Origin of the sequence: Pseudomonas sp. PvP100 (assembly GCF_017833055.1) — a bacterium.
Classification (GTDB): Bacteria; Pseudomonadota; Gammaproteobacteria; order Pseudomonadales; family Pseudomonadaceae; genus Aquipseudomonas; species Aquipseudomonas syringae.
On sequence record NZ_JAFIBO010000001.1, the window covers coordinates 5,374,124 to 5,396,762 of the forward strand.

Below are 22,639 nucleotides of genomic sequence, written 5' to 3' on the forward strand. Positions count from 1 at the left end.
ACAAGCCAGCTAGGCTTGCCTGAACGCTCATCTGATCTGTATCAACCCCGGCCCGCTTGAAACGCGCAGAATCGTCCGCATCTAACTGGCTATTCAGCAGGTTTTCTTTATAGGTGTGTTCATTGCTCCGGCCTGCATTAAAGGAAGGTGACAAATGCGTATCGACAGATTGACCAGTAAATTACAGTTAGCGTTATCCGATTCCCAGTCGCTGGCCGTTGGCCTCGACCATCCCGCCATCGAACCTGCGCACTTGATGCAGGCGCTGCTTGAGCAGCAGGGCGGTTCCATCAAGCCTCTGCTGTTGCAGGTAGGCTTCGACATCAACAGCCTGCGCAAAGAACTGAGCGCAGAGCTGGACCGCCTGCCAAAAATCCAGAACCCGACCGGCGACGTCAACATGTCGCAGGATCTGGCGCGCCTGCTCAATCAGGCTGACCGTCTGGCGCAGCAGAAAGGCGACCAGTTCATTTCCAGCGAGCTGGTGCTGCTCGCGGCAATGGACGAGAACAGCAAGCTCGGCAAATTGTTGCTGGGGCAGGGCGTCAGCAAGAAGGCCCTGGAAAATGCCATTAACAACCTGCGCGGCGAAGGTGCCGTGAATGACCCGAACGTCGAAGAGTCGCGTCAGGCGCTGGACAAGTACACCGTCGACCTGACCAAGCGTGCCGAAGAGGGCAAGCTCGACCCGGTGATCGGTCGTGATGACGAGATTCGTCGCACCATTCAGGTCCTGCAGCGCCGCACCAAGAACAACCCGGTGCTGATCGGCGAACCTGGCGTGGGTAAGACCGCCATTGCCGAGGGCCTGGCGCAGCGCATCATCAATGGCGAAGTACCCGATGGCCTGCGCGGCAAGCGCTTGCTGTCGCTGGACATGGGCGCGTTGATTGCCGGTGCCAAGTACCGGGGTGAGTTCGAAGAGCGCCTCAAATCGCTGCTCAACGAACTGTCCAAGCAGGAAGGCCAGATCATTCTGTTCATCGACGAGTTGCACACCATGGTTGGTGCCGGCAAGGGCGAAGGCTCGATGGACGCTGGCAACATGCTCAAACCTGCGCTGGCGCGCGGCGAGCTGCATTGTGTGGGGGCTACCACGCTCAACGAGTACCGCCAATATATAGAGAAGGATGCGGCGCTTGAGCGTCGATTCCAGAAAGTCCTGGTCGACGAGCCAAGTGAAGAAGACACCATCGCGATCCTGCGTGGCCTTAAAGAGCGCTACGAAGTGCACCACAAGGTCGCCATCACTGACGGCGCGATCATCGCGGCGGCCAAGCTGAGCCATCGCTATATCACCGACCGCCAGTTGCCGGACAAAGCCATCGACCTGATCGACGAAGCGGCCAGCCGTATTCGCATGGAGATCGACTCCAAGCCTGAAGTGCTCGACCGCCTTGAACGTCGCCTGATCCAGCTGAAAGTAGAAGCTCAGGCCCTCAAGAAGGAAAAGGACGAGGCAGCGATCAAGCGCCTGGAAAAACTTCAGGGCGAAATCGAGCGTCTTGAGCTTGAGTACGCGGATCTTGAAGAAATCTGGACCTCGGAAAAAGCCGAGGTCACCGGCTCGGCACAGATCCAGCAGAAAATCGAACAGTCTCGCCAGGAACTGGAGGCCGCGCGCCGCCGGGGCGATCTGAACCGCATGGCCGAGTTGCAGTACGGGATCATTCCGGACCTGGAGCGCAGCCTGCAAATGGTCGACCAGCACGGTAAGCCGGAAAACCAGTTGCTGCGCAGCAAGGTAACCGAGGAAGAAATTGCCGAGGTCGTGTCGAAGTGGACCGGTATCCCTGTGTCGAAGATGCTCGAAGGCGAGCGCGAGAAGCTGTTGCGCATGGAAACCCTGCTGCACAACCGGGTGATCGGCCAAGAAGAAGCGGTGGTCGCGGTCTCCAATGCCGTGCGTCGTTCGCGTGCCGGGCTTTCCGACCCTAATCGTCCGAGCGGATCGTTCATGTTCCTCGGCCCGACCGGCGTGGGTAAGACTGAGCTGTGCAAGGCGCTGGCCGAGTTCCTGTTCGACACCGAAGAGGCGATGGTGCGTATCGACATGTCCGAGTTCATGGAGAAACATTCCGTGGCTCGCCTGATCGGTGCACCGCCAGGCTACGTTGGTTACGAAGAGGGCGGCTACCTGACCGAAGCCGTGCGTCGCAAACCGTATTCGCTGATTCTGCTCGACGAGGTCGAGAAGGCGCATTCCGATGTATTCAACATCCTCTTGCAGGTGCTTGAAGACGGACGCCTGACTGACAGCCACGGGCGCACGGTGGACTTCCGCAATACCGTGATCGTCATGACTTCCAACCTGGGCTCGGCGCAGATCCAGGAACTGGTCGGTGATCGTGAGGCGCAGCGTGCTGCGGTGATGGACGCAGTCGGTACGCACTTCCGTCCGGAGTTCGTTAACCGGATCGATGAAGTGGTGATCTTCGAACCGCTCGCGCGTGACCAGATCGCCGGTATTACCGACATCCAGCTGGGCCGCCTGCGCAAGCGTCTGGCCGAGCGCGAGCTGTCGATGACCCTGAGCCCCGAGGCGCTGGACAAGCTGATCGCCGTTGGTTACGACCCGGTCTATGGCGCACGGCCGCTGAAGCGGGCGATCCAGCGCTGGATCGAGAACCCGCTGGCGCAGATGATCCTCTCGGGCAGCTTCATGCCTGGCACGACCATCACCGGCAAGGTGGTCGACGACGAGATCACGTTTGTCTGACAGCGCTCGTCACCGCTCTATAGAAGGGCCCTCGAACCGAGGGCCTTTTTTTGAGGCGCGGTCAGCAGTAGAATCAGGCCCGAGAGGCGATCTGAAAAAAAATCGCAAATCATTGTCTTAAAAAGCAATTTATAGGGTTGACAGGTGTTTTTAAAATTGTAGAATAGCGCGCCTCAGAGACGTGAACGCAACGATACAAACGAAGCGGAAAGGTCGATGAGATTGAAATCAACGAGTTAACAGCAAGCTGATTTCAAGGCGACAGGTTGTAAAGTTGAATCTGAAATCGATAGTTCCGCGATAGCTCAGTTGGTAGAGCAAGTGACTGTTAATCACTGGGTCCCTGGTTCGAGTCCAGGTCGTGGAGCCAGATTTCGCAAGGTTCAATGCAGTTTCAGTCGGGGTATAGCGCAGTCCGGTAGCGCGCCTGCTTTGGGAGCAGGATGTCAGGAGTTCGAATCCCCTTACCCCGACCATATTTGGGTCGTTAGCTCAGTTGGTAGAGCAGTTGGCTTTTAACCAATTGGTCGTAGGTTCGAATCCCACACGACCCACCATTTTTGGTTCCAAGGTTCACCTTGGAGCCGAATCTTAAAGATCTGATGCCACTCGTATCAGGTCGCAGGCAGCTGGTTGAGGTGCCTTGATTTACCGGGGTATAGCGCAGTCCGGTAGCGCGCCTGCTTTGGGAGCAGGATGTCAGGAGTTCGAATCCCCTTACCCCGACCAAACACTGTTGTGGCTGTATCTTTAGGACCTTGATGGGTGTTCATGTCTCAGTTTGAGGCAGGCTTTACCGTATGAGGGGTCTTATACCCAAACAAGCAGCCGTCTGTCGCGAAACATAGCGCCAGCAAGCTGTGATGTCAAATTGGAGCGCCCCGTACCGAGCGAAAGCTTGTGTACGGGGCGTTTTTTTTGGCAAAAAATGCTGTGCTGCGCGTGTATCGGCCCATATGAGGCAGTCATTAGGCCCGATAACTAAATAATCAGCATCGCGATGCATCTGCTGATAATGGCAGATTGAGTATTTTTACAAATATCCAACGCAAGTGATCAGCCTGACCTGCCGATCCATCCGGCCAATTCCAGCATTTCAGGGCGTAGATGCCGAGCATCCTGGCTTGGGACAGGTCTTTCCTCGATCACTGGTTCAGCACCAGTTCCTCCGCCGGCAATGTTGTTCTGTACCCACCTGGTGAGTTCCCCCAAGCTTCTCAACAGATCTTCTGGACTGGAGCAGCCTAACGGTAGCTGGCTGACTGCGGTGTCGCGGTCACTAGTGGGTGAGGGCGTCTCGTCGCGGTTCGCTGTCCTGGTATCTGGAGCAGTTGATGGGCACATGGTCGAGATCGGTGTAGGCAGTGCGCGGGGCCTGGCCAAGGCCTGGCCAGCTGAGCTTTCGGCTTCTGCAGTGGTTTCGCGAGTCTTAGTCGACGCAGTCAAGTCCTTAACTGGAGCAGATATTGATCGGTGTCTATCAGCACGCAGCGTCGCATCCGGTTTTGCCATGTAGCTGATTTTGGCCGGCCGCTTTCCTCGTTCATTCATCACCTCCCGCATCATGTCGTAGTCGGGTTCGATGTAATCCATCGTGGTAGCTATATTCGAGTGGTTCAGCAATTTCTTGGTCAGATAGATGTTGCGCTCCGGTAGCGTCATTAGTTCACTGGCGATCGTGTGTCGGAAGCGGTGAGGCGTCATCCGTATACCGGTCATCGCAGTGAGTTTTTTATACATCGCCTCGACTTGGTTGGAGTTCATCTCATTGCGGCGGTAGTGGCCTGAAAATCTGTTTACGTTGAACAACTGGTCTGTCACGTTGACCAGCGGTCGGCCCTTGTACTGATCACGTTCCGCAATGTTGTTAACGGTGTTGATCAGCGAGATGTAAGCGATCGACAGCTGGGCGTTGTAACCCTCACGTGCGTAGGTGGCCAGGTCGACAATGGTCAGATCTGCTTCAGGCCAAGGCGTACTGGTACGGTTGAACATCTCTCCGTCGGCGCCCATGCAGAACATGTCCATGGCTTCGGCCATTTCAAGCATGCGGTTGCGTCTGCCCTCTGGGATGGAGGTATCTTCGCCGGCCGTGCGCAACGCGTTCCGGACATCTTCAGTCAGGACGGTGCGATCGGCGTCGGAACAAACTCTGGCCGCTGCAAGGATGCAGTGTCGGATTACGCTGCGGTCCGCCCGGGTAAGCCGGGCTTCCTCTTTTTCTTCACCGCCGGTGATCATCAAGCGGGCTACGATTTCCATCTCGCCGAGAACATCCCGTTCATCATTGTCTTCATCGGCCTTGGCATTGATATGCTCGTCAGAGCTTTCTAGGTCATCAGCGTCCAAGGTCTTGACCTGGCTCGGGGTGTTTACCAATCGAATAGCGTCGGCGAACGGAGCCAGGCTAACGCCCGAGTTCGGGGCCAGCTTGATCCTGTTGACTGTCAAGCCAAGTTTTTTCGCGAAATCCCCTAAGAGGCCGAAACTGTTACCCGCCTCGACGATGAACAGGCGCGGTGCGTAAACCGCAATGAGCTGGTTGAGCAGGTTATTCAACGTGGCGGACTTACCTGCACCTGTGGGGCCGAACAGAAACATGTGGGCATTCATCTGACGATCCAGCTTGTTGAATGGATCAAATGTCAGTGGAGCCCCACCACGGTTGAATAGCGTGATACCAGGATGCCCAGTACCACTGGAGCGACCCCACACCGGGCACAGGTTTGCAACATGCTGGGCGAGCATCATCTGCACGTACCAGTCCATGGATCGCTTTTGATTGACGTCGAAATTCCCGGGAAGCCAACGCAGGTAGCTGTTGAGCGGGGCCACCTCGTCGTCAGATGCGACGGGTTCCATACCGGCACCCAGCAATGCGTTGGTCAACTGCATGCTGCGCGCGGTGAGCTGTGCTTCGTCATTTCCCTTGAGGTAAAAGGCGATGCTGCCTCGGTACAGCTTGTGCTCACGACCGATCAGTTTCCTGGCATCGTTTACCGCTTCGCGGGTCAGTAGTGAAGCCTGGTTGTCACCCACCGACTTGCGTGCCAGCTTTTCAAGATGAGCCTCCAGCACGTCTTGAGGTGTGATGACCAGGGTGATGGCCAACACAGTGTCCTCAGGCAACTTGTCGAACAGGGCATGCAAGGCATCACCGCCTTTACGTGTTTCGCCAGTCAGGTGGCCGGTCTTCGGGGCTTCGCGCATGGAAGCCTCTAGGACTCAAAGAATGTTGGTAGCGGTGGTGACCAGGTAGATCGTGACGCCGATCAAGCAAACACCGACTACCGCGGTACTGCCCAGGTCAGCCCATTTGGCCTTGCCCATGTGGATCTCGTGGTAGACGCCCAGCGCATGTCGCCCCACCAAAATGATGCCGAACGCGCACATGCATAGACCCAGCAGCGTGAAGCCGTCGAAGGCATAGTTTTGGAAGGTCTGCAGGAAGCTGGTCCCAGTGCCGCGTGTGGGTGCTTGTGCACCCGGTAGAGCCGCGAAACTAGTGCCAGGTGTGGCAGCCGTCAGCAGCACCGAAAAAGGCCGGCGTTTCAAAAAAGCACGTGCCTGAGTGAACAGTGAATACAGCGTCATCTTTATCTCCTTGGAAAAATCAACTCAACAGCATGAAAGTCATAATCATGAACAGCACGGCCCAACGAGCGGCAGAAGCGGCAGCAGCCGATCTGTCGAGGTTTCGGGTTGCCGCCTTCCATGAGCGCAAAGCATTGGCCCTTGGGCAGGCCGACGACATGGGCTGGCTCAATCATTGGCACGCTGACCTGCTGCACCTGGTCATGACTGGATGATGTGAACGCGGTATTGCCCGTTGCACTGTCATTCGCCGAGCTGGCCGGGGTGGATGTGAAAACCTGAACCTTAGGCAACTGGTTTGTCAGCAGCTCGGCGGTGGACGTTTCGCGGACGCGCAGCATGAACACGTTGTTGAAGTTACCGATCACCTGGCCAGCCTTGGCCTTGTTGCCGATCTTCGCTTCGATATCGCTCATTGTCTGGGTGTAGGCAGTCACCTGCATGCCGGCACCACCACCCTTGTTGATCATCGGAATGAATTCCTCACCCATCAGCTCGTTGAACTCATCGGCATGGAGGTTGATAGGCACTTTGGTGCCAGGGACGCCGCCCGGTAGTCCGTCGTCGACACCGAACTTGTAGATATGGCCAGCGACCGAGCCTTCGGCTTGGCCGCAGCAGTGACTTGAGCAGATGCGGCTTTAGTTGCACGCAGGTCCTGGAGTTTCACCTGCAGCTCCTCGATCCGAGCGCCCATGACGACAACCTCTTGCATCGAGGCCGCCTGCTGAGTTGCGTCCTGAGACGTCTCCTGCACCTGCTTGACGAGAGCTTGAACAGCATCGATTCGGTTGGAGAGTGCCTGCTGGCCGGCTCTGAAATCATCGATGGTCACGGACTTCAACTGGCTAGCGGCATCGAGCCTGTCATCCACGCCGTTGATGCGTCGGGTGATTGCGTTAACGGTTTCCAGGTTCGCAGCAAACTCAAAGCCGGCCTTGAGGTGGAAAATCTGCCACTGCTGGTGGACCAACATGCCGATCAGCACGATCAGGGTCAGTACTTGCAGGATGGCAGCGCGGGAAAGAGAAGGGCGCAGTGGCAGCTTCATGGAGGACCTCACTCAAGATGTGAGGCACGTTCGCAAAAAGCGTGATCGGAAGCAGTAGGAAACCCTTTTTCTGTCGGAATGGGTTTTAGATTAGCGGATTTAAACCAGCTTTCGCGGCTTACAGAGTGGCTAAGAGGAACCCTGTGTAGGACAACGGGATAAGGCTTTATTTGGTTTAGATATGGCAATGAGAAGTAAACCACGCAGGATGCTTTGAAGTTGTATTGCCGCGTTGTGCCAATCGGTGTACTGAAAAACATTGGTTGCCTTGACTCTTTAGGTCGAGAAATGACGCCTTTCTAATAAAAACTAGGAGTTGAAAAAATACGCCAGGTGAAATGTGGAGTAGAGGCATTACTACCTGCGCGGTCGCATAATACGACCCGTGGTGCTATTTATTTAAAAAACGGTTCAGCTTAGGATCCAATCTCACCTCAAAACCAATATTGGAAGAAAATGAGAATGGAAAATAATTGCGAAACTAACTCATCCAAGCAATCGAACGTCGATGTCTTGGATACCATTCCGCATCAAGGGCGAGATTTTTTTTGGGAGCGGCATCAGTTTGCTCGTCACGGATATTTGAAAATCAACCACCTGATGGATGCAGGTGTGCGAGATAATATTATGGCCGAAGTAAAGTATTTGTTGGCCAATCATGCAAAACGCCGAGACATGTTGATTGAGTCCACAGGTAATACGCCACGATACTTGAGTAATGTTACACGAGATACGATTGCAGAGCACGGTGCCTATATTACAAAAGCTTATGATTCAAATTATCTGAAGGGTCTTGTGGCCCATATTGTAAAAGAAGAAATTATTCCTACACCCTGGATCTGGGACAACTATATTATCAACTCGCAGCACAAAGCGGGTGATACTCATGGGTGGCATTGGGGGGACTACCCGTTCACGATAATCTGGATTGTAGAAGCGCCACGCATCGAAGCAGGTGGACTTCTCGAATGTGTGCCTCACACAGATTGGGATAAGAAAAATCCGCGAATTGAGAACCTCTTAGTAGAGAACAATATTGAGTCGCATTACCATCAAACCGGAGATGTATATCTGCTGAAGACAGATACAACATTGCATCGTGTAAAACCACTAACTGAAGATGTGACAAGAATCATCTTGAATATGGCGTACGAGCGTGCAAAAGACGTGGATCGCTACGTCGAGCATGAAACTTTTGTCTTCAGAGACTGAACCAGAATGTTCGGTTTTAATCGCGGTAAAAAAGTCAGATTCAGTCACACAAACATCGTAAGTGCTGATTGGAAAAGACTATCTAAGTTTTATCGCAATGTATTCGGATGCCACCAGGTAGGTCCTGTGAGAAAGCTTTCAGGCGATGCTGTCTCTGGTGGTACTGGGGTCCCAGACGCGATAATCGAAGGTATACATCTATCACTTCCGGGCTGTGAGGACTCTGGAATTACGTTAGAGATATTCCAATACATGGAAGGAGTTAACAGAGAGGTGGCGTATGCAAATTCACGCGGTATAACCCATCTCGCCTTTGAAGTCGAAGACCTCGTTGATATCTGTGCAAAAGTAGTTAGGAACGGGGGGTGGATGCTTGGCAAGGTAGTCAAGCAAAACGTAAAGGGAGTTGGAGTTTGCGAGTTCCTATATGTTCGAGATCCTGAACGAAATATTATCGAGATACAAAAATGGACCAAGCCAGAAAAAAGAACCTAGCACAGTTTGATTTGGTACATGCACGGTACCCCTTTGACGACCCCAAAATGGTTGGTTTTACTGAGTCGGTAAACTATGTTAATTCACTAGCGGAGTCTCAGCCAGGATTCATCTGGCGAGAAAAATACGAAGACAAGAAGCTGGTACAAGAGTTGTGGGGGGAGGGTTTTGCCTACACTCTGTCATTATGGCAAGACACAGAGTCTCTCAAGTCATTCTTGTATCGTACTCCACATGCAGAGTTTATTCGGAGAGGTAAAGAATGGTTTTTGCCTATAAAGCATCCCAGGGTTGTTCTGTGGTGGGTTCCTGAGGGGCACATACCAACTTTATCAGAGGCACATGAAAGGCTCGAATTACTATATGAACACGGTGCATCTGATTTGGCATTCGACCTCCGTTCTACAGAACCTCCCGCGGTGGCATATTAATGAAAAACACTCAAAGACAGAATCAGCAGCTGCTTGCCGACTATTATCGTAAAAATCTAGGCGATCCAGCAGGCATGGCAGGGCAATCCAAAAGCCTACATGAAATGAGGGCGCGAGCCGAAAGCTATGAGGATAGTTGGAATATTCAAGAGGAAAATCTACTGGGTGATTTCCGTCCTCCTAGAACCAAGGATGAGTTTCTACAATGGTATCTAAGTTGTGAGAAAAAAATAAATGATGACATTGCCTTTTTTGTCGATTTCTTAAAAAACGAGTCGACACTTGAACAGGTGGCTTTCTACATATGTATGGAGGAAATGGTTGACGGATCATTCGATGACCTAATGGCCGTTACCCAACTAGGAATGCCGATTCAATGCAAAATGGTCGCGGGCAATAATTATTGGGACGAAATGGGTAATGGAAATTTCAGTCTAGTTCACTCGACCATGTTTCGACAATCTTCTGACTATATGAGGGTCGTCCTTTCTAACGCAGGGGTCTCAATAGATGTCCCGCCTACAGAGTGCTTGATGAATGGTAACATTCTGCTTATGTGGGCCTCGCGTAGGGAGTACAACGTAAGACTTATAGGCGCTATGGGATTGGTAGAAGGCTCAGCACCAACCCGGTTTGGTGCAACAACTTTCGCGATGGAGCGCCTTGGATTGCCAAAAGATGTAATCGCTTATCACAAAGCTCACATAATGATTGACACCTATCACAGCGAGGCTTGGTACGAGACAGTTTTGAACCACTACTCGTCATGTGGGGAAGAGATTATTAAAGAGCTCTCGATTGGCGTGATGGTTAGGTACAATGTTGCTGTTAGATACTACACCTATATGTACAGTAAGCTTCGGAGTATAGGCTTATGACTAAGGGGGCTATTGTAGTCATAGATCCAGTTAGCTCAGGACGTCGTTATGGTCTAGAAATCCTTCAGAAGGGTTACACATCTGTAGCATTGGTGACTAGAACTAAATTTCCAGGACGACTTCATCGGTTATTCAGTAGTAGCGATTTTCAAGAAGTTATATTCTCGGAAAATCTGATTGATTCAATCGAGAAGCTATCGTTGCAAAACGTTAAAGCTATAGTGCCAGGTTCCGACTCGGCACTAAAGTTTTGCGACACTTTAGCTGAGCACTTAGGGTTGACTGGTAACCCAGTCAGAACGCAGAAAGCGCGGTATAGCAAACTCGAAATGAAGCGAGCGCTCAAGTTGAACAATGTGCCTACTACCGGTGTAGAAGCACTGTCGTTGGACACCGCGCGCAAATCAGACTTGAGTTTCACGCAGTTTCCTGTGGTCGTAAAGCCCACTCAGGGGACTGGAAGTAAGAACGTTAAAGTCTGCCATAATGTTGGAGATATATACCGTGCTCTTTCATTGATTGAGTCAACCAATGAAAGTTTTAATTCGGGCGAAAAAGAGGCGCTGATAGAGCCATATATCGTTGGTAAAGAGTACTGCGTCGCGATTGCTAACTTTGGCAAAGGAAATGACAAGGAGCTTTTGTGTATAGCGGAATATGAAAAAATACAAATAAACAATAATCCAAGTATATACAAGAACATCAGGTCAGTGCGGATTGATGATGATCTTTCCAGCAGGATTTTCGATTACGCGACGCGAGTAAATAAGGCTCTTGAGGCAGATTACGGAATAAATGATATCGAGCTCAAAGTCGATGGTGATGATATTCAGCTGATCGAGCAAAACGGCCGATTACCAGGCGCCGATTTGCCGAGAATGATAGAGCTGTGTACTGGGAGAAATCTTTATCAGGTCAATATCGATATTTACCTTGGTCTAGCCGGAGTGCCTCGTGTGCCGGTAGAGTACAAGAAACACTTCTGTGTTTGCTGTCTTATTAACTTTGAGTCTGGTTTAATCGATCGGATCGAGGGTGTGGCTGAAATTGAAAAGCTATCCTCATTTCAGGATATGAATATTATCGTGAGCGAAGCTGAAATTATTGAGCCTACTCACGATTTTCTATCTACTTGGGGTTTTGTTTTTTTGCTACACGATGATGCTGAAACGTTGATGCAGCATTCTAAGATGGTGCACGAACATATGAAAATTATATACAAGGTTTGAGAAATCACGGTATTACTAGGAATATAAGGGCTTAGCTTATGACACATTGGATGTTATCATTATTTGTTGTGCTTATCACAGCTTTAATCGTGGGGTCGATTGCAGAAAGAGTGGGCCAGAGCCGAGTAATTGGTGAAATCGCATCAGGCCTCCTCCTAGGTGCATCTGTTCTTGGTGGGGTTTCACCTGAGCTCTTCAACTATTTATTCGTCGGATCGCCAGGCCAGCACTTGAAAGAACTAGCCGAACTAGGCGTCATAATTCTGATGTTTGAAGTCGCGTGGCATGCTCCAGCATCTTTAGAGAATATTGCTAAGAAACATGCGCCAATTGTCATCGCTGTAGCTGGCATAGTATTTTCGTTCTCGATCGGATGCGTATTGGCCTACGTTGCGAAACCCGTGATGGCTCCAGAAAAACCTTTTTTCTCTTTTATTCTATTCTGCGGATTAGCGCTATCTATTACTGCGCTTCCGGTTTTGGTAAGAATTATCAGGGAGAATACATTCATCAATAAGTCGTCTGGATCCATTGCTCTAGCTTCTGCTGTCTGTTCGGACATGGTAGCTTGGGCAGGGGTTGCAGTGATTTCTGCTATGTATGCCTCGGGCTACACCTCGACTAAACAAATTACAATTAACGGAATTCTTTTTTTAACGTTCATTGTTACATCTCTTTACGTAGTTAGCCCCATTATTCGTAAATTTAAGTGGTTAGATGGCGACCGATTTCCAGCCTTTGCGCAGATAACTATTGCCTTCAGCTATTGCCTTCTTTGCTCCGAAATCTCTGACTCACTGGGTTTCAACCGTGTCACCGGTGCTATAGTGGCTGGTTATACATTAAGTCGAGTTCCAGGCTTAGAAGGTAATTGGAAAAAAATTGTAGGGGGATTTAGTAGCTTAGCATTGACGCCGGTATTTTTTGCATACTCTGGAATACAAGCCTCATTAAGTCTTAGTGGTAGTCTTGTGGTTTGGCTGCTTCTATTCTTCGTTGGAAGTCTTATTGGTAAGCTTGGAGGGTGTTATTTGGGCGCGCGTATTGTTGGATTGCCCAAATCCACTTCTGTCGAAGTGGGTGTTCTAATGAATACTAAAGGGCTGGTCGAACTCGTGGTGCTAAACATTGGCTTGGAAATTGGTGTCGTTAATCAAGCAACTTACAGCGTGCTTCTGATTCTCGCTCTAGTTTCAACGGGTATGACTATTCCTGTGTTGAATTGGTGGTACAAACGTGCGGGGAAAAGCCAATCAGCTCCTGCTGAAGCTGTTACATAACTTGCAAGCTGTCACCTTGATGCTGTCGATTTGATATGCATGGGAAGGGCAGCATCTGTGCAAAGCCTGTGATTAAATTCCTCGCATAAGAGAGCCTAAAACCCTTCAATAACAGCACCTGGGCTCCCTGGGTGCTCACGCTCAAAGCTACCATTTCTAAACTTTTAATGTCTGCGGTAACAGAATTTTGGTATCGTCATACAGGTTGTTGCTCGATGCAAACGAGCTTCACCAGCAGGCATAATGCCAGCAAGATAACAATAATAACTAGTGATAATTGCGCTTATTTAACTGCCTCCCCATTTATGAGCAAATTTCAGCGTGCTTCGCTCGCTACCGCTGCTCGTCCCTGTTTTGTGTGCAATGGATATTTTATGCGTAGGGATCAAATCGACATTTTACCGTATATGGCAGCTTTTGCGATTGTTGTCGAGGTAGGGAGTTTTATCGAAGCCTCAGACGTGCTAGGCATCACCGCTTCCGCTGTAAGTAGACAAGTTTCTAAGCTAGAGAGGGCTTTATCGCTCAGATTGCTAGAGCGTAGTACTAGACATCTGAGGTTAAACAATGACGGGGAAAGAGTTTATGATTTCTGCAAAAAGATCCTCGAGAGTTCTTCTCAGATTTTTGAGCTTAAGGAGCAGTTGCATAATGAGCCCAAAGGTATTATAAGAATCGCCGCCCCTAGACTCCTCATACCCGCTCTTAGCGAGGTTATTCCAAGCTTCTTAACTCAGTATCCTCTTATCGACGTACAATCTTTCTTCAGTGGTTTTTCTGAGAGTGATAATAACACTGACACTGAGATGGATATCATACTTAAGCTCTCAGCGGTTCCGCCTTCTAATTTTATTGCGCGGAAGCTTACTGATGTTCGTCGAAGCCTATATGCTTCGTCACAGTACTTAGAGTGTCACGGGTTGCCTACGTCTGTTGATAAACTTGCTCTTCATAGTTTCATCAAAATAAACAATCGGGTTGACGAAAAAGAATGGCATTTTAAAAGCGATGATCGTACATGCTCGTTTGAGGTTTCTAGCCGCTATAGCGCTAATGATTATGAGGCTGCGCTCAATGCAGCGATAGGTCATCTTGGAATTGTGGCATTACCAAGGCTTTATGCAAGGGCTGCGGTAAGAGAGGGGTTGGTAGTGCCTGTTTTAGTTGATTGGCAGTTGATAGATGGCGGAGAGAAAGAGTTTGTTTGGTTTCTCTATAATCAAAACAAGTACGGGTCTTTGAAAGTCAAGGCTGCAGTAGAGTACTTAATAAAGCATCTGCGCCTTAATTTAGAAATTGATTAGTATAAGCTATGCGATAACTTCACTCTGCACTAATATTTAATGCAATAGCGGGGGCGCTTTTTGGGCTTGTTGCGCCCTTTCTAACCTTTATATCGTCATCACTTCTCACAACCGTGCCAACCTATATCCCCGCAGCTTTTAACGCGGTTTGGAAATTCATGCTCCTTTGGTGCTCTGTAAAGACTTGACAAGTGAAATGACAGCAAAAACAAAATCTTGTACAATAGTGCCCTTTCCGAGCTTAGAGCTCGTTGTCAACGTTTTTACTGTGTTGGGATAAGGAAATCTTATGGATGTGTTGATGGGGTTGTTGGCAGCATTGATGTGGGGAGGAACAGATTTTTTGGTAGGGTTGAACGCTAGGGCCGTTGGGGTTAAGCGGGCAGTTTTTTTTGGGCAAATGGTGGGTTGTACCATAACTACCGCGTTACTCTTATTTTTTCCAAGTGTTATTATTAATGCTATTTCAGTCTCTGTGAATGTATGGCTCTTTGGATTTCTTGCATCTTCGTTTACGGTCCTTGGAGCGCTGGCTATATCTAAAGCGTTTGCCCTTGGTAAAGCTTCTATAGTTGCTCCTGTAGTTACGTCGTACGGTGTTGTCACCACACTGCTTTCGTGGGCAAGTGGAGAGTATTTAACTGTATTTCAGTTGGTGTTTATAGTTGTATGTGTTTTTGGAGTCATCTTATCGAGTGTACAACCTAAGTCGGATGCTCAGCCTGGAAATCATACTCGCAAATCTATTCTTTTTGCTATATTGGCAGCTATGCTTTATGGCACAAGCTTTTGGCTTCAGGGTAGGTTTACCCTCCAATACTTAGGCCCCATTGCCATGCTATGGCTAAGCTACGCTGTCGGTATTACTATTCTTCTATTCATGATGATTAATGTGAAGAATGGCCTAAGAATACCGAGGCCTAGAAGTTGTTTTTTGTTGATCGCCACAAGTCTACTTAATCTCGGCGGATTTTCCGCTTTCTCTTGGGGAACAGCTCTCGGGTCTGTTTCCATTGTGACGGTAATCAGTACTCTTTCTGGTGGGGTCGCAGCAATTCTCGGATTTCTTTTCTTCAAGGAACGTTTGGGGATGATTCAAATTTCTGGCGTTTTGTTAGTTATACTCGGTGCTGTGATGCTCCATTCTTAATTTTCTCTCGATAGTTATTAAATTTTTAAGCATGTTTTCTCATGTTTAGCTTCAGATGACTCGTGGAGATATTGTGTGAATAACTAATCAGTAAACTCAGTTCTGTAATTTTCTTCAATAAATTTGAATCCAGTTCCGATTATGGAATGACGAGCGCCGTCTGATTTCAAAGTTTACTTAATCAACGTTTTTTTAAATAAGGCCACCCGAAGATGGCCTTGTTTTACGAGTTTATGAGTTGCCTTGCAAGGGCCATTTCCACAGAATCACCGTCCTGGTTCAACGAATCAAGTCCGGACTCTGGAACATCCCCTGAAGTGCTCTGCGATACGGCGATCTTCTTGGCCATCAGCTGCAGGCAGGTAATCTGCGAGCTGCCGATGTAGCCGAAAAAGATCACCCGGACGTCCTGCTTCTGTCCGATCCTCCATGAGCGCCTTGCCGCCTGTTGCACCGTGTAGACGTTGTAACCCGTCTGCATGAAGGCAATGGTTGGAAAGTCGAGCAGATCCAGGCCTGTTTTTACGAGCTCCGGGTTGGTGATCAGTACGTCGACGCCTCGATCAACCTGGTCAAGGATCCAGTCCTCGCGCCTGGCGGTGTCCACCGATGCACGAAGCACTGCCACCTTCAGTCCCGATTGTTCGAGCACCCGCTTCATGCGGCTTGTGGTGTCTCTGGTATGGATGCGCGCGGGAATGGGATCGCTGGCCAAAGCGCGATTGTCCATGAGCATCTGCCACAGCTGCTGGTCGACGGTGTCTTCAGCCAAGGGTTGACGCAGTGCGCCCAGTCTTGCGAATCGGTGCTGGTCGCTGCGCGTGATTTGATTGCACTCTTCTTGTTCTGCCTGGCTGAGTATCACCGGCACAGTCTGCCGCTGTTTACCCTTCAGGTTACCCCGACCATTTTCGCCCAGCTGTATCAGGGTTGAAGATCAGGACTCAAGAGCACTCGCTTTGAGTCCAACAGAAAAGGTGTCCTTCGGCAGCGCTATACATCGGCCGATAATGGCAGATTGAGTAAGTCTACAAAGCTCTAACGCAGTTGATTAGCCTGACCTGCCGACCCATCCGGCCAGTTCCAGCATTTCGGGGCCTATATGTCGCATACATTCATTCTCAGCGAAGTGAGCAATGAGGATAGGTGGGCTTTATGATGTATTGCAGTTGTCATATTAAAGCGCAGCTCTGTGGTAGCTCTGATGGACCACGCGGTTTCCTGATGCTACGCGATGGGCATTTGGCAGCCGCAGGGTGGCTAGTTCATAAATGGTATGCAGTACATACCCGAAAATTGTAACATTGCCAACGTAGGTAACAGTCTCAGTACGTTGATGCAACGTCATCCATAGAATCAGACGAGGAAAAGTGAAGTGAAATTAATCACAACGGTAACCACAAGTCTGCTAATGCTCATGAACGGTGCTCACGCCGAAGGACTGACCACCTCGGTGGATGGTAAAGAACTGACGGTTAGCTTCGGCCAGCCCACCATTAAGCAAGTGCTGCATTACCGTAAAATGTACGACAAAAAACCGTTCCCCGATGCCGAAATTTATTACTACGATAATGGCACTTACAAACTGATTTCGCAGGGTGAAAACCACTATGGCGTTTACTCCATAGAGGGCAATGTAGATGAGGAAACTTTCACTGTGCGTTTCATTTCTCTGCCTTCTAGCGACTGGGGGAATAAAACGGCCTTTCATCAGTTGACGTTCGTTCGTGGAGACAAGCAAAATATATTCATCCAGAACGCGATTGTTGATACCGGCGAGGCCCTTGCCCAGCAGAACGGCACTTATACCCAGGAAAAAAATACCGTCACAAATCCGGTGTCTACCACGTGGAAAAATAAATAATCTTCATGGAGCGTCTAGTCGTGGAGCTACGTCTATATCCAGCTGCCAGGAAAATTCACCATGACATCCGTTGCGCATCTCTCAAGAATGGAAACTTGAGGACGATTTCAACGAACGGTTGAGCCAATATTGCCTGTATTGAGCGGGCGAAATCCATTTTAAAAAAGCCTTATTACAAGGGCTTCCCCATTGCGCAGAAGCCCAACAAAAAATTAGACGTCGGCCCAGCGACGCTTCAGGTAGTCAACCACCTGCTGAGTCTGTGAGGCCCGCAGAAATATATGTCGAAAAAACATGCACCCGGACACCTCAGCCAGAGAATCATTCAGGTCAAGCTGACGGGTCATTTCAGGCACGCCTCCCTCAACCGTCCAGTCGGGCTCGGCTGCTGATGCCGTTCCCACTTTATACAGAGCCATACCAATATATAACGCTGTGCCGGTACCCCTGACGGTATCCGCCCACCACTGTGTGATGACATCATAGCGGGCAACCTCCCGGGCAAACGGCCAGTAGACCTGCGGGGCAATATAATCAATGATGCCGTCAATGACCCATTTCCGCGTGTCGGCATACGCGAAATCGTAATTAGGCGCACCTGCCTGCGTATCAGACCCCAGCGGGTCGTCAGATTTATTCCGCCAGACACCTGCCGGACTGATACCAAACAAGACATCCTTGTTAACGGCGGCTATTTTTTTATGGCATGCATCAACCAGCGAATACGTGTTATTCCGTCGCCAGTCGGCCTTTGTGGTAAAGGTCGTATTGTAGGTCTGGTAGGTCGCATCATCATTGAGCAGGGAATCTGCGGATTCATAATAAAAGTAATCGTCGAACTGAATGGCATCAACATCGTATCGAGTGACAATTTCTTCAACAATACGACTCACCCACGCCTGAACTTCAGGTATGCCGGGATTGAGCACAAAGCGCTTCGCTGATGTTCCTGTCCATTCCGGATGCAGTTTAAACACACTGGCCGGCGAGTCAGAGGATGAGTTATTCAACTCTTCTATTGTGGCATCACTGGTGTTCATTGATACGCGGTACGGGTTCACCCATGCGTGCAGCTCAATATGACGAGCGTGTGCCTGCTCAACAGCATAAGCCAGTGGGTCGAAGCCGGGATTTTTCCCGAGGGTTCCCGTCAGGTATTTCGACCATGGAAGCAGGTCTGATGCGTAGAATGCATCTGCGCAGGGAACAATCTGGAATATAACCGCATTCATTTTCATTGCCACAAGGTCATCAAGAATGCGGGTCAACTCTTCTTTCTGTGTATTGACACGTGCAGCCTCATCAGTGATGGCCAGAGATGAGACTGACGGCCAGTCAAGATTCGTAACGGTTGCGACCCAAGTCGCCTTGAGATTTTTCTTCGCGGTCGCCATTGCGGCTTCTCCTTTGTGCTGGGGTCTGAGGAAACGAAATACGCTGTCCATGCATGGGCATTTTGAAATGCCTGTTCATTAACGAGTACGACACCTTCCAAGACGCTGGTAGGTAACCATGGCCGAGCAGATCATCGCGATGAGCGAGTTGCTGGGCTGAACGCCTGAAGAACGCCTGCTTGCACAGGCGTTCTTCAGGCATCGTACGTGGACGGCGTGTCAGCTCAGTTGCACGTCTTTCATCGCAGGAATGTAACCGTAGTCATATTCTTCCTGCACGAACGAGCGATCCCCCTTCAACAGGATTCTCACCGTCGGCGCCTCGGTGCCGCCGATACGATAATCCTCACCTTCGGTGGGCACGCTGTCGATGAATGAAGTCACCAGGCCGTTCGGCATGACGCAGTGGGAATACGTCTGGAAAGGCTGCTCGGGCGGATTGCCGAGCACCAGGCCGGAAGCGTTCATTGGCCGGTACGGGCCGAACAAATGTTCGCCGACAAAACCGTAGACACCGTCTGGTCCTGTAATACCATCGGCATACGTAAACTTGTGACTGATGGTGAACAAGTAATACTTGCCGTCCTGAAAGACATAGTGCGGGCGCTCGGTCTGATCGTTCACGCCGACGGCTGTCACCAAGGGCGGAAGTATTTCCCACTCTTCACCCGTGAGATCTTTTGCGACCGCCAGGCCGATACAACCTACCTGGAATCTGGCCCCTCCCACGTCTTCATGACCTGGTGGCACAGGACCCAGTTCGACACTCCCTACTGTGTGCGAACCGCGTTCACCGGCGACGTTGCCTTCAAACACCATATACAACTTACCGTCATTGGGATCAATGAACGGGCTGGGGTCGCGAAAGTTCCAGGTCGAGTTCTGCGCTTCGGTTTGATAATAGGTGCCGTCGGCCTCGAACAGCTTTTTGACCTGGGTAAAGTCTTTCAACTCCACGCCCTGATCGGACGTCACAATACGGCCACGTACTTTGGCGATCGCTGCGCCGGGTGTGACGCAGGTGTAATAAAGATCAATATCGCCTTTGTCATTCAACAGTATGGGGGTGCCCGCCCACTCTCGGGTGGTGGGCGATACACCCTCGGCCATTACGCGACCACCAAAGATCCAGTCCTTGCCGGTACGCGAGTACCAGTAGCACATGCGTGCACGGCCATGACGATCTTCCCAGTCACGCTTGATGTCATAACGGCCATTGGCGTCGAGGTATTGCGGATCATTGGGGTGACGGTCAGCCGTCAGGGTCAGGATGACCGACCAGCCGTTGACCGAAACCACCGTGCCATCCAGTTCGCGCAGCGGCATGGTGTCCCAGATGAATACCGTATCACTCATGACAGGAAAGTCCGCACTGACCAGTGGCTGCGTGGTGGTCGGATCATTTTCATTGACCTTCAGCGCATCGGCGCGGGACCAGACAGTGGGAGCGTATTTGATGTTACCTGCTAGAGGACTATTTTTGTGCTGGATTACAGCAGAGCTGCTATTGGACATAATTGATACCTTTAAATAGCTTTGGGAGGCAGCAGCGACGCTGCTGTACCTCTTTCGCTCAAAGGCGATAACTCGAGGCTCGCGGCCTTCACATGATTCAGCGTCCCGCAGCGGGGGCACTTGATTTGGAGTTCGGTGTAGTCACCCATGCGAGCCAGCAGCTTCTTGCACTGTCCGCATCGGTAGTCTTTCAACATTTGCACGGGTCTCCTTGTATTTCGCCCAATGAAAAACCCCGCCGAGGCGGGGTTTGGGGTGGATCGCAATGTATCGGTTGGCGCTGTTAAAAAGCCCGTATCCGATGGCTGCCCTGAGGCGCAAATCGCATATCGTGGTGTCTTTTTACCCGCATCCGGAAAGTCTGGAAAGAAGCACTTTTGGGGAAGGTCGAGTTTGGCCGGAGTTCAACAAGAGTTCGACCACAGCTGCGCAATCGACCCGGATAAACGGTGCGAGACAGCGCTTTGATTGGAGGCGCGGTGCTTCAGGCGTGTACAAAGTCAGTTGATTCCAGAGCACGGGCGCAGCCATGAATGAAACGACCAGTTTGAGGTGATCGGACGTTTGACGGGGGATAAATCTGCACTGGAAAGCGGGGACTTCTGCGTCATCGAATCGGCAGGATGGAGCGTGGGGTGATGCTTCTGGACAAGGTGGTTGGTCAGGTTGTCTGCTCGAGCATGAGCAGACAACCATTCCGAAAAACCTTAATCCACAACGCCAATACGCTGCTCATCCGGCCAGAACAACGCGGCTTGCCCGCACGCCTGGCCCTGCGAATTCAATAAGGTCCACACCACACCTGCGTAGATCATGAACGGTTGATTATTCGCATCCACTCGCCAGCCGCTGTAGCCCTCAGCGATGCCATTGGCGGTGACTTGCTCCAGCAATACCTGACGCTGAGCACGATCGAGCTCCGAGGCGCTGAAACGTGAGGGCATGCCGATGAAACTGTCGCGCGGGTACTTGAAGCATTGCAGCGCGCATTCGTTCACGTAGGTAAAGCGCGGGTCCGTGGCGCCATCGTGGGCCAACAGGCTATAGGGAGCTTGTGTATGCAGCCAGGTGAGGCGTTGTTGCGAGTCCAGTTGCCGAGGGGACGGCAGTCCGTGGCCGGTCCAATGTCGGTAGCTTTCATCGAGCATCTGTATGAACTGTTCTTGAGACACCTGTCACCTCGCATCGTCAGTTGGAAACGTTTGCCCTTTGGTTGCCCACCATAGCGCGCGCAAGATCGCCACGATGCTGCCGGCCTCGTCGCTGCTCTTGGCCGCCAGGGGTGTAATCAACGAGCACGCAAAGAAAGCTTTTATTAGAGACTTTATTTTTGAGACAGTACGCTATATCCAGGCTGCAACGGTAAGTTGATGTTGTTTTGCCATCTTGGTCGCCTGGCTTCAATGAAGGAGTACATTACCGAGGAGCGTATGCTCTGGGTTTACATCATAATCCATTATGATATATTTAGAGTGCATTATATTTAAAGATTGATAAATTAAATTTAATTGTTATTTGTCGGTCAGTGAAGGTAGTCTGGTTTGAATGTTGCCAGAGGGCAAGGATGAGCGTTCTTGCGTCAAGCACCAAAGGGATTAACGTAATAAACTGCCCGCTAATATGAGTGACTGTCATGAGTGATATTCTAAACAAAATAAAACATTACAAACTTCAAGAAATAGAGGCGGCGAAAGCTGACTTGCCATTCAGCCGCCTTGAACAGCGTGCCCTCGAACAGTCCAGCCCACGCGGTTTTTATAAAGCACTGAAAGCAAAGGAGCAGCAGGGTCTGATAGGCTTAATTGCAGAAATCAAAAAAGCCAGTCCATCAAAAGGTCTGATTCGCGAAGACTTCAACCCTCCTGAACTGGCGAAGGCTTATGAAACCGGTGGCGCCGCCTGTTTATCCGTTCTGACCGACACGCCAAGCTTCCAGGGCTCGCCGCAGTTTCTCATCGATGCGCGAAACGCTTGCGCCCTTCCTGTGTTACGAAAAGACTTCATGTTTGATACGTATCAGGTGTATGAGGCACGTGCCTGGGGCGCGGACTGCATATTGCTGATCATGGCCTCATTGAGTGATGACCTGGCTGCCGAACTTGAAAGTGCGGCCATGACGCTGGGGATGGACGTCCTGGTAGAAGTGCATGACGAACATGAAATGGAGCGTGCGCTCAAACTGTCCTCCCCGCTGCTCGGTGTCAATAACCGTAACCTGCATACCTTCGAAGTAGACCTCGGCACAAGCGAGCGACTGGCATCCATGGTGCCCGCAGGCAAGCTGCTGGTCGGTGAAAGTGGCATCGGCAACCATAACGATTGCCTACGACTCAAAAAATCCGGCATTACTACCTTCCTTGTCGGCGAAAGCCTGATGCGTAAAGAGGATGTTACTGCGGCGACAAGAACACTGCTGACCGGCAGTGCTGACTGACACGTATTAAGCTCCAGGCTCAGAGGAGCGGTTGTGCGCTCCTCTGACGAGTCATGTAGGCAATTGATTTGCCCTGAATGCTGTGGAAT

General features: G+C 50.6%; 17 protein-coding genes, 4 tRNA genes and 5 pseudogenes. 15 read left to right on the forward strand and 11 right to left on the reverse strand.

Annotated features, from left to right (window positions below; all coding sequences use genetic code 11):
- Window positions 1-154: 154 nt before the first annotated feature.
- From clpB to JOE39_RS23230, 5 genes are all read left to right on the forward strand, one after another.
- A complete protein-coding gene (clpB, locus tag JOE39_RS23210; protein ID WP_024664665.1) occupies window positions 155-2,719 on the forward strand; it encodes an ATP-dependent chaperone ClpB in 2,565 nt (854 codons plus the stop codon).
- A gap of 294 nt (window positions 2,720-3,013) precedes the next feature.
- A tRNA-Asn gene (locus tag JOE39_RS23215) sits at window positions 3,014-3,089 on the forward strand.
- Between the two features lie 29 nt (window positions 3,090-3,118).
- Window positions 3,119-3,195 (forward strand) — tRNA-Pro (locus JOE39_RS23220).
- A gap of 5 nt (window positions 3,196-3,200) precedes the next feature.
- A tRNA-Lys gene (locus tag JOE39_RS23225) sits at window positions 3,201-3,276 on the forward strand.
- A 95-nt stretch (window positions 3,277-3,371) separates the two neighbouring features.
- Window positions 3,372-3,448, forward strand: a tRNA-Pro gene (locus JOE39_RS23230).
- A 327-nt stretch (window positions 3,449-3,775) separates the two neighbouring features.
- Here JOE39_RS23230 and JOE39_RS26440 read toward each other — a convergent pair.
- From JOE39_RS26440 to JOE39_RS23255, 6 genes and pseudogenes are all read right to left on the reverse strand, one after another.
- Entirely contained in the window at window positions 3,776-4,540 is a 765-nt protein-coding gene (locus JOE39_RS26440; RefSeq protein WP_264692893.1) for a tyrosine-type recombinase/integrase, read from the reverse strand.
- Window positions 4,529-5,929, reverse strand: a pseudogene (locus JOE39_RS23235) (conjugative transfer ATPase); the annotation flags it as partial. The gene JOE39_RS26440 and the pseudogene JOE39_RS23235, both read right to left, overlap by 12 nt.
- A gap of 15 nt (window positions 5,930-5,944) precedes the next feature.
- Window positions 5,945-6,313 (reverse strand): TIGR03745 family integrating conjugative element membrane protein, encoded by a 369-nt coding sequence (locus tag JOE39_RS23240; RefSeq protein ID WP_003392802.1) that lies wholly within the window; start codon window positions 6,311-6,313, stop codon window positions 5,945-5,947.
- 19 nt (window positions 6,314-6,332) lie between these two features.
- Window positions 6,333-6,425: pseudogene (locus JOE39_RS23245) on the reverse strand (TIGR03758 family integrating conjugative element protein); the annotation flags it as partial.
- Window positions 6,421-6,912: pseudogene (locus JOE39_RS23250) on the reverse strand (TraM recognition domain-containing protein); the annotation flags it as partial. The pseudogenes JOE39_RS23250 and JOE39_RS23245, both read right to left, overlap by 5 nt.
- A gap of 14 nt (window positions 6,913-6,926) precedes the next feature.
- Window positions 6,927-7,364 (reverse strand): annotated as a pseudogene (locus JOE39_RS23255) (hypothetical protein); the annotation flags it as partial.
- A 462-nt stretch (window positions 7,365-7,826) separates the two neighbouring features.
- On the opposite strand from JOE39_RS23255, the gene JOE39_RS23260 reads away from it, so the two are divergent.
- The 8 genes from JOE39_RS23260 (at window position 7,827) to JOE39_RS23295 (ending at window position 15,343) form a co-directional block, all read left to right on the forward strand.
- Window positions 7,827-8,576: a hypothetical protein gene (locus JOE39_RS23260; protein WP_003392791.1), complete on the forward strand. Its 750-nt coding sequence runs from the start codon at window positions 7,827-7,829 to the stop codon at window positions 8,574-8,576.
- A gap of 6 nt (window positions 8,577-8,582) precedes the next feature.
- Entirely contained in the window at window positions 8,583-9,071 is a 489-nt protein-coding gene (locus tag JOE39_RS23265; protein WP_003392788.1) for a VOC family protein, read from the forward strand.
- A gap of 47 nt (window positions 9,072-9,118) precedes the next feature.
- On the forward strand, window positions 9,119-9,502 hold the full coding sequence (locus tag JOE39_RS23270; RefSeq protein ID WP_229636564.1) for a DUF3291 domain-containing protein: 384 nt from the start codon (window positions 9,119-9,121) through the stop codon (window positions 9,500-9,502).
- A complete protein-coding gene (locus JOE39_RS23275) occupies window positions 9,502-10,380 on the forward strand; it encodes an iron-containing redox enzyme family protein (RefSeq protein WP_122220603.1) in 879 nt (292 codons plus the stop codon). Before JOE39_RS23270 ends, JOE39_RS23275 begins: the two co-directional genes overlap by 1 nt.
- Window positions 10,377-11,609 carry an ATP-grasp domain-containing protein gene (locus tag JOE39_RS23280; protein WP_024665703.1) on the forward strand — a complete coding sequence of 411 codons (1,233 nt, stop codon included), beginning with the start codon at window positions 10,377-10,379 and terminating at the stop codon, window positions 11,607-11,609. The genes JOE39_RS23275 and JOE39_RS23280 overlap by 4 nt, the downstream gene beginning before the upstream one ends.
- Window positions 11,610-11,647: 38 nt before the next feature.
- On the forward strand, window positions 11,648-12,889 hold the full coding sequence (locus JOE39_RS23285) for a cation:proton antiporter (protein ID WP_010405930.1): 1,242 nt from the start codon (window positions 11,648-11,650) through the stop codon (window positions 12,887-12,889).
- A 215-nt stretch (window positions 12,890-13,104) separates the two neighbouring features.
- Entirely contained in the window at window positions 13,105-14,193 is a 1,089-nt protein-coding gene (locus tag JOE39_RS23290; protein ID WP_161421643.1) for a LysR family transcriptional regulator, read from the forward strand.
- A gap of 289 nt (window positions 14,194-14,482) precedes the next feature.
- Entirely contained in the window at window positions 14,483-15,343 is an 861-nt protein-coding gene (locus tag JOE39_RS23295; RefSeq protein ID WP_210078220.1) for an EamA family transporter, read from the forward strand.
- A 223-nt stretch (window positions 15,344-15,566) separates the two neighbouring features.
- On the opposite strand, the pseudogene JOE39_RS23300 reads toward JOE39_RS23295, so the two are convergent.
- A pseudogene (locus JOE39_RS23300) lies at window positions 15,567-16,025 on the reverse strand (DNA topoisomerase III); the annotation flags it as partial.
- Window positions 16,026-16,754: 729 nt separating this feature from the next.
- Here JOE39_RS23300 and JOE39_RS23305 point away from each other — a divergent pair.
- On the forward strand, window positions 16,755-17,207 hold the full coding sequence (locus JOE39_RS23305; RefSeq protein WP_003348905.1) for a hypothetical protein: 453 nt from the start codon (window positions 16,755-16,757) through the stop codon (window positions 17,205-17,207).
- 212 nt (window positions 17,208-17,419) lie between these two features.
- On the opposite strand, the gene JOE39_RS23310 is transcribed toward JOE39_RS23305, so the two are convergent.
- From JOE39_RS23310 to JOE39_RS23325, 4 genes are all read right to left on the reverse strand, one after another.
- Window positions 17,420-18,601 (reverse strand): glycoside hydrolase family 10 protein, encoded by a 1,182-nt coding sequence (locus JOE39_RS23310; protein ID WP_161421645.1) that lies wholly within the window; start codon window positions 18,599-18,601, stop codon window positions 17,420-17,422.
- A gap of 219 nt (window positions 18,602-18,820) precedes the next feature.
- The gene (locus JOE39_RS23315; protein ID WP_032661026.1) at window positions 18,821-20,116 is read right to left on the reverse strand and encodes a glycoside hydrolase family 68 protein; all 1,296 of its coding nucleotides are present in this window, start codon (window positions 20,114-20,116) and stop codon (window positions 18,821-18,823) included.
- A gap of 11 nt (window positions 20,117-20,127) precedes the next feature.
- Complete coding sequence (locus JOE39_RS23320; protein WP_003317600.1) at window positions 20,128-20,313, reverse strand: Com family DNA-binding transcriptional regulator; 186 nt, start codon at window positions 20,311-20,313, stop codon at window positions 20,128-20,130.
- Between the two features lie 510 nt (window positions 20,314-20,823).
- A complete protein-coding gene (locus JOE39_RS23325) occupies window positions 20,824-21,264 on the reverse strand; it encodes an MEKHLA domain-containing protein (RefSeq protein WP_003347002.1) in 441 nt (146 codons plus the stop codon).
- A gap of 485 nt (window positions 21,265-21,749) precedes the next feature.
- Here JOE39_RS23325 and trpC point away from each other — a divergent pair, with 485 nt between their 5' ends.
- Entirely contained in the window at window positions 21,750-22,550 is an 801-nt protein-coding gene (gene trpC, locus JOE39_RS23330; RefSeq protein ID WP_003317813.1) for an indole-3-glycerol phosphate synthase TrpC, read from the forward strand.
- Window positions 22,551-22,639: the final 89 nt, after the last annotated feature.

Excerpts from the sequence above, each read along its gene's own strand:
- JOE39_RS23295 (WP_210078220.1), top strand. The coding sequence starts at position 14,483 with ATGGATGTGTTGATGGGGTTGTTGGCAGCATTGATGTGGGGAGGAACA.
- JOE39_RS23260 (WP_003392791.1), top strand. The coding sequence starts at position 7,827 with ATGGAAAATAATTGCGAAACTAACTCATCCAAGCAATCGAACGTCGAT.
- JOE39_RS23270 (WP_229636564.1), top strand. The coding sequence starts at position 9,119 with ATGGTTGGTTTTACTGAGTCGGTAAACTATGTTAATTCACTAGCGGAG.
- JOE39_RS23325 (WP_003347002.1), bottom strand. The coding sequence starts at position 21,264 with ATGCTCGATGAAAGCTACCGACATTGGACCGGCCACGGACTGCCGTCC.
- JOE39_RS23290 (WP_161421643.1), top strand. The coding sequence starts at position 13,105 with ATGCAAACGAGCTTCACCAGCAGGCATAATGCCAGCAAGATAACAATA.
- JOE39_RS23280 (WP_024665703.1), top strand. The coding sequence starts at position 10,377 with ATGACTAAGGGGGCTATTGTAGTCATAGATCCAGTTAGCTCAGGACGT.
- JOE39_RS23320 (WP_003317600.1), bottom strand. The coding sequence starts at position 20,313 with ATGTTGAAAGACTACCGATGCGGACAGTGCAAGAAGCTGCTGGCTCGC.
- JOE39_RS23310 (WP_161421645.1), bottom strand. The coding sequence starts at position 18,601 with ATGGCGACCGCGAAGAAAAATCTCAAGGCGACTTGGGTCGCAACCGTT.
- JOE39_RS23315 (WP_032661026.1), bottom strand. The coding sequence starts at position 20,116 with ATGTCCAATAGCAGCTCTGCTGTAATCCAGCACAAAAATAGTCCTCTA.
- clpB (WP_024664665.1), top strand. The coding sequence starts at position 155 with ATGCGTATCGACAGATTGACCAGTAAATTACAGTTAGCGTTATCCGAT.
- JOE39_RS23275 (WP_122220603.1), top strand. The coding sequence starts at position 9,502 with ATGAAAAACACTCAAAGACAGAATCAGCAGCTGCTTGCCGACTATTAT.
- JOE39_RS23305 (WP_003348905.1), top strand. The coding sequence starts at position 16,755 with ATGCTCATGAACGGTGCTCACGCCGAAGGACTGACCACCTCGGTGGAT.
- trpC (WP_003317813.1), top strand. The coding sequence starts at position 21,750 with ATGAGTGATATTCTAAACAAAATAAAACATTACAAACTTCAAGAAATA.
- JOE39_RS23285 (WP_010405930.1), top strand. The coding sequence starts at position 11,648 with ATGACACATTGGATGTTATCATTATTTGTTGTGCTTATCACAGCTTTA.
- JOE39_RS23240 (WP_003392802.1), bottom strand. The coding sequence starts at position 6,313 with ATGACGCTGTATTCACTGTTCACTCAGGCACGTGCTTTTTTGAAACGC.
- JOE39_RS23265 (WP_003392788.1), top strand. The coding sequence starts at position 8,583 with ATGTTCGGTTTTAATCGCGGTAAAAAAGTCAGATTCAGTCACACAAAC.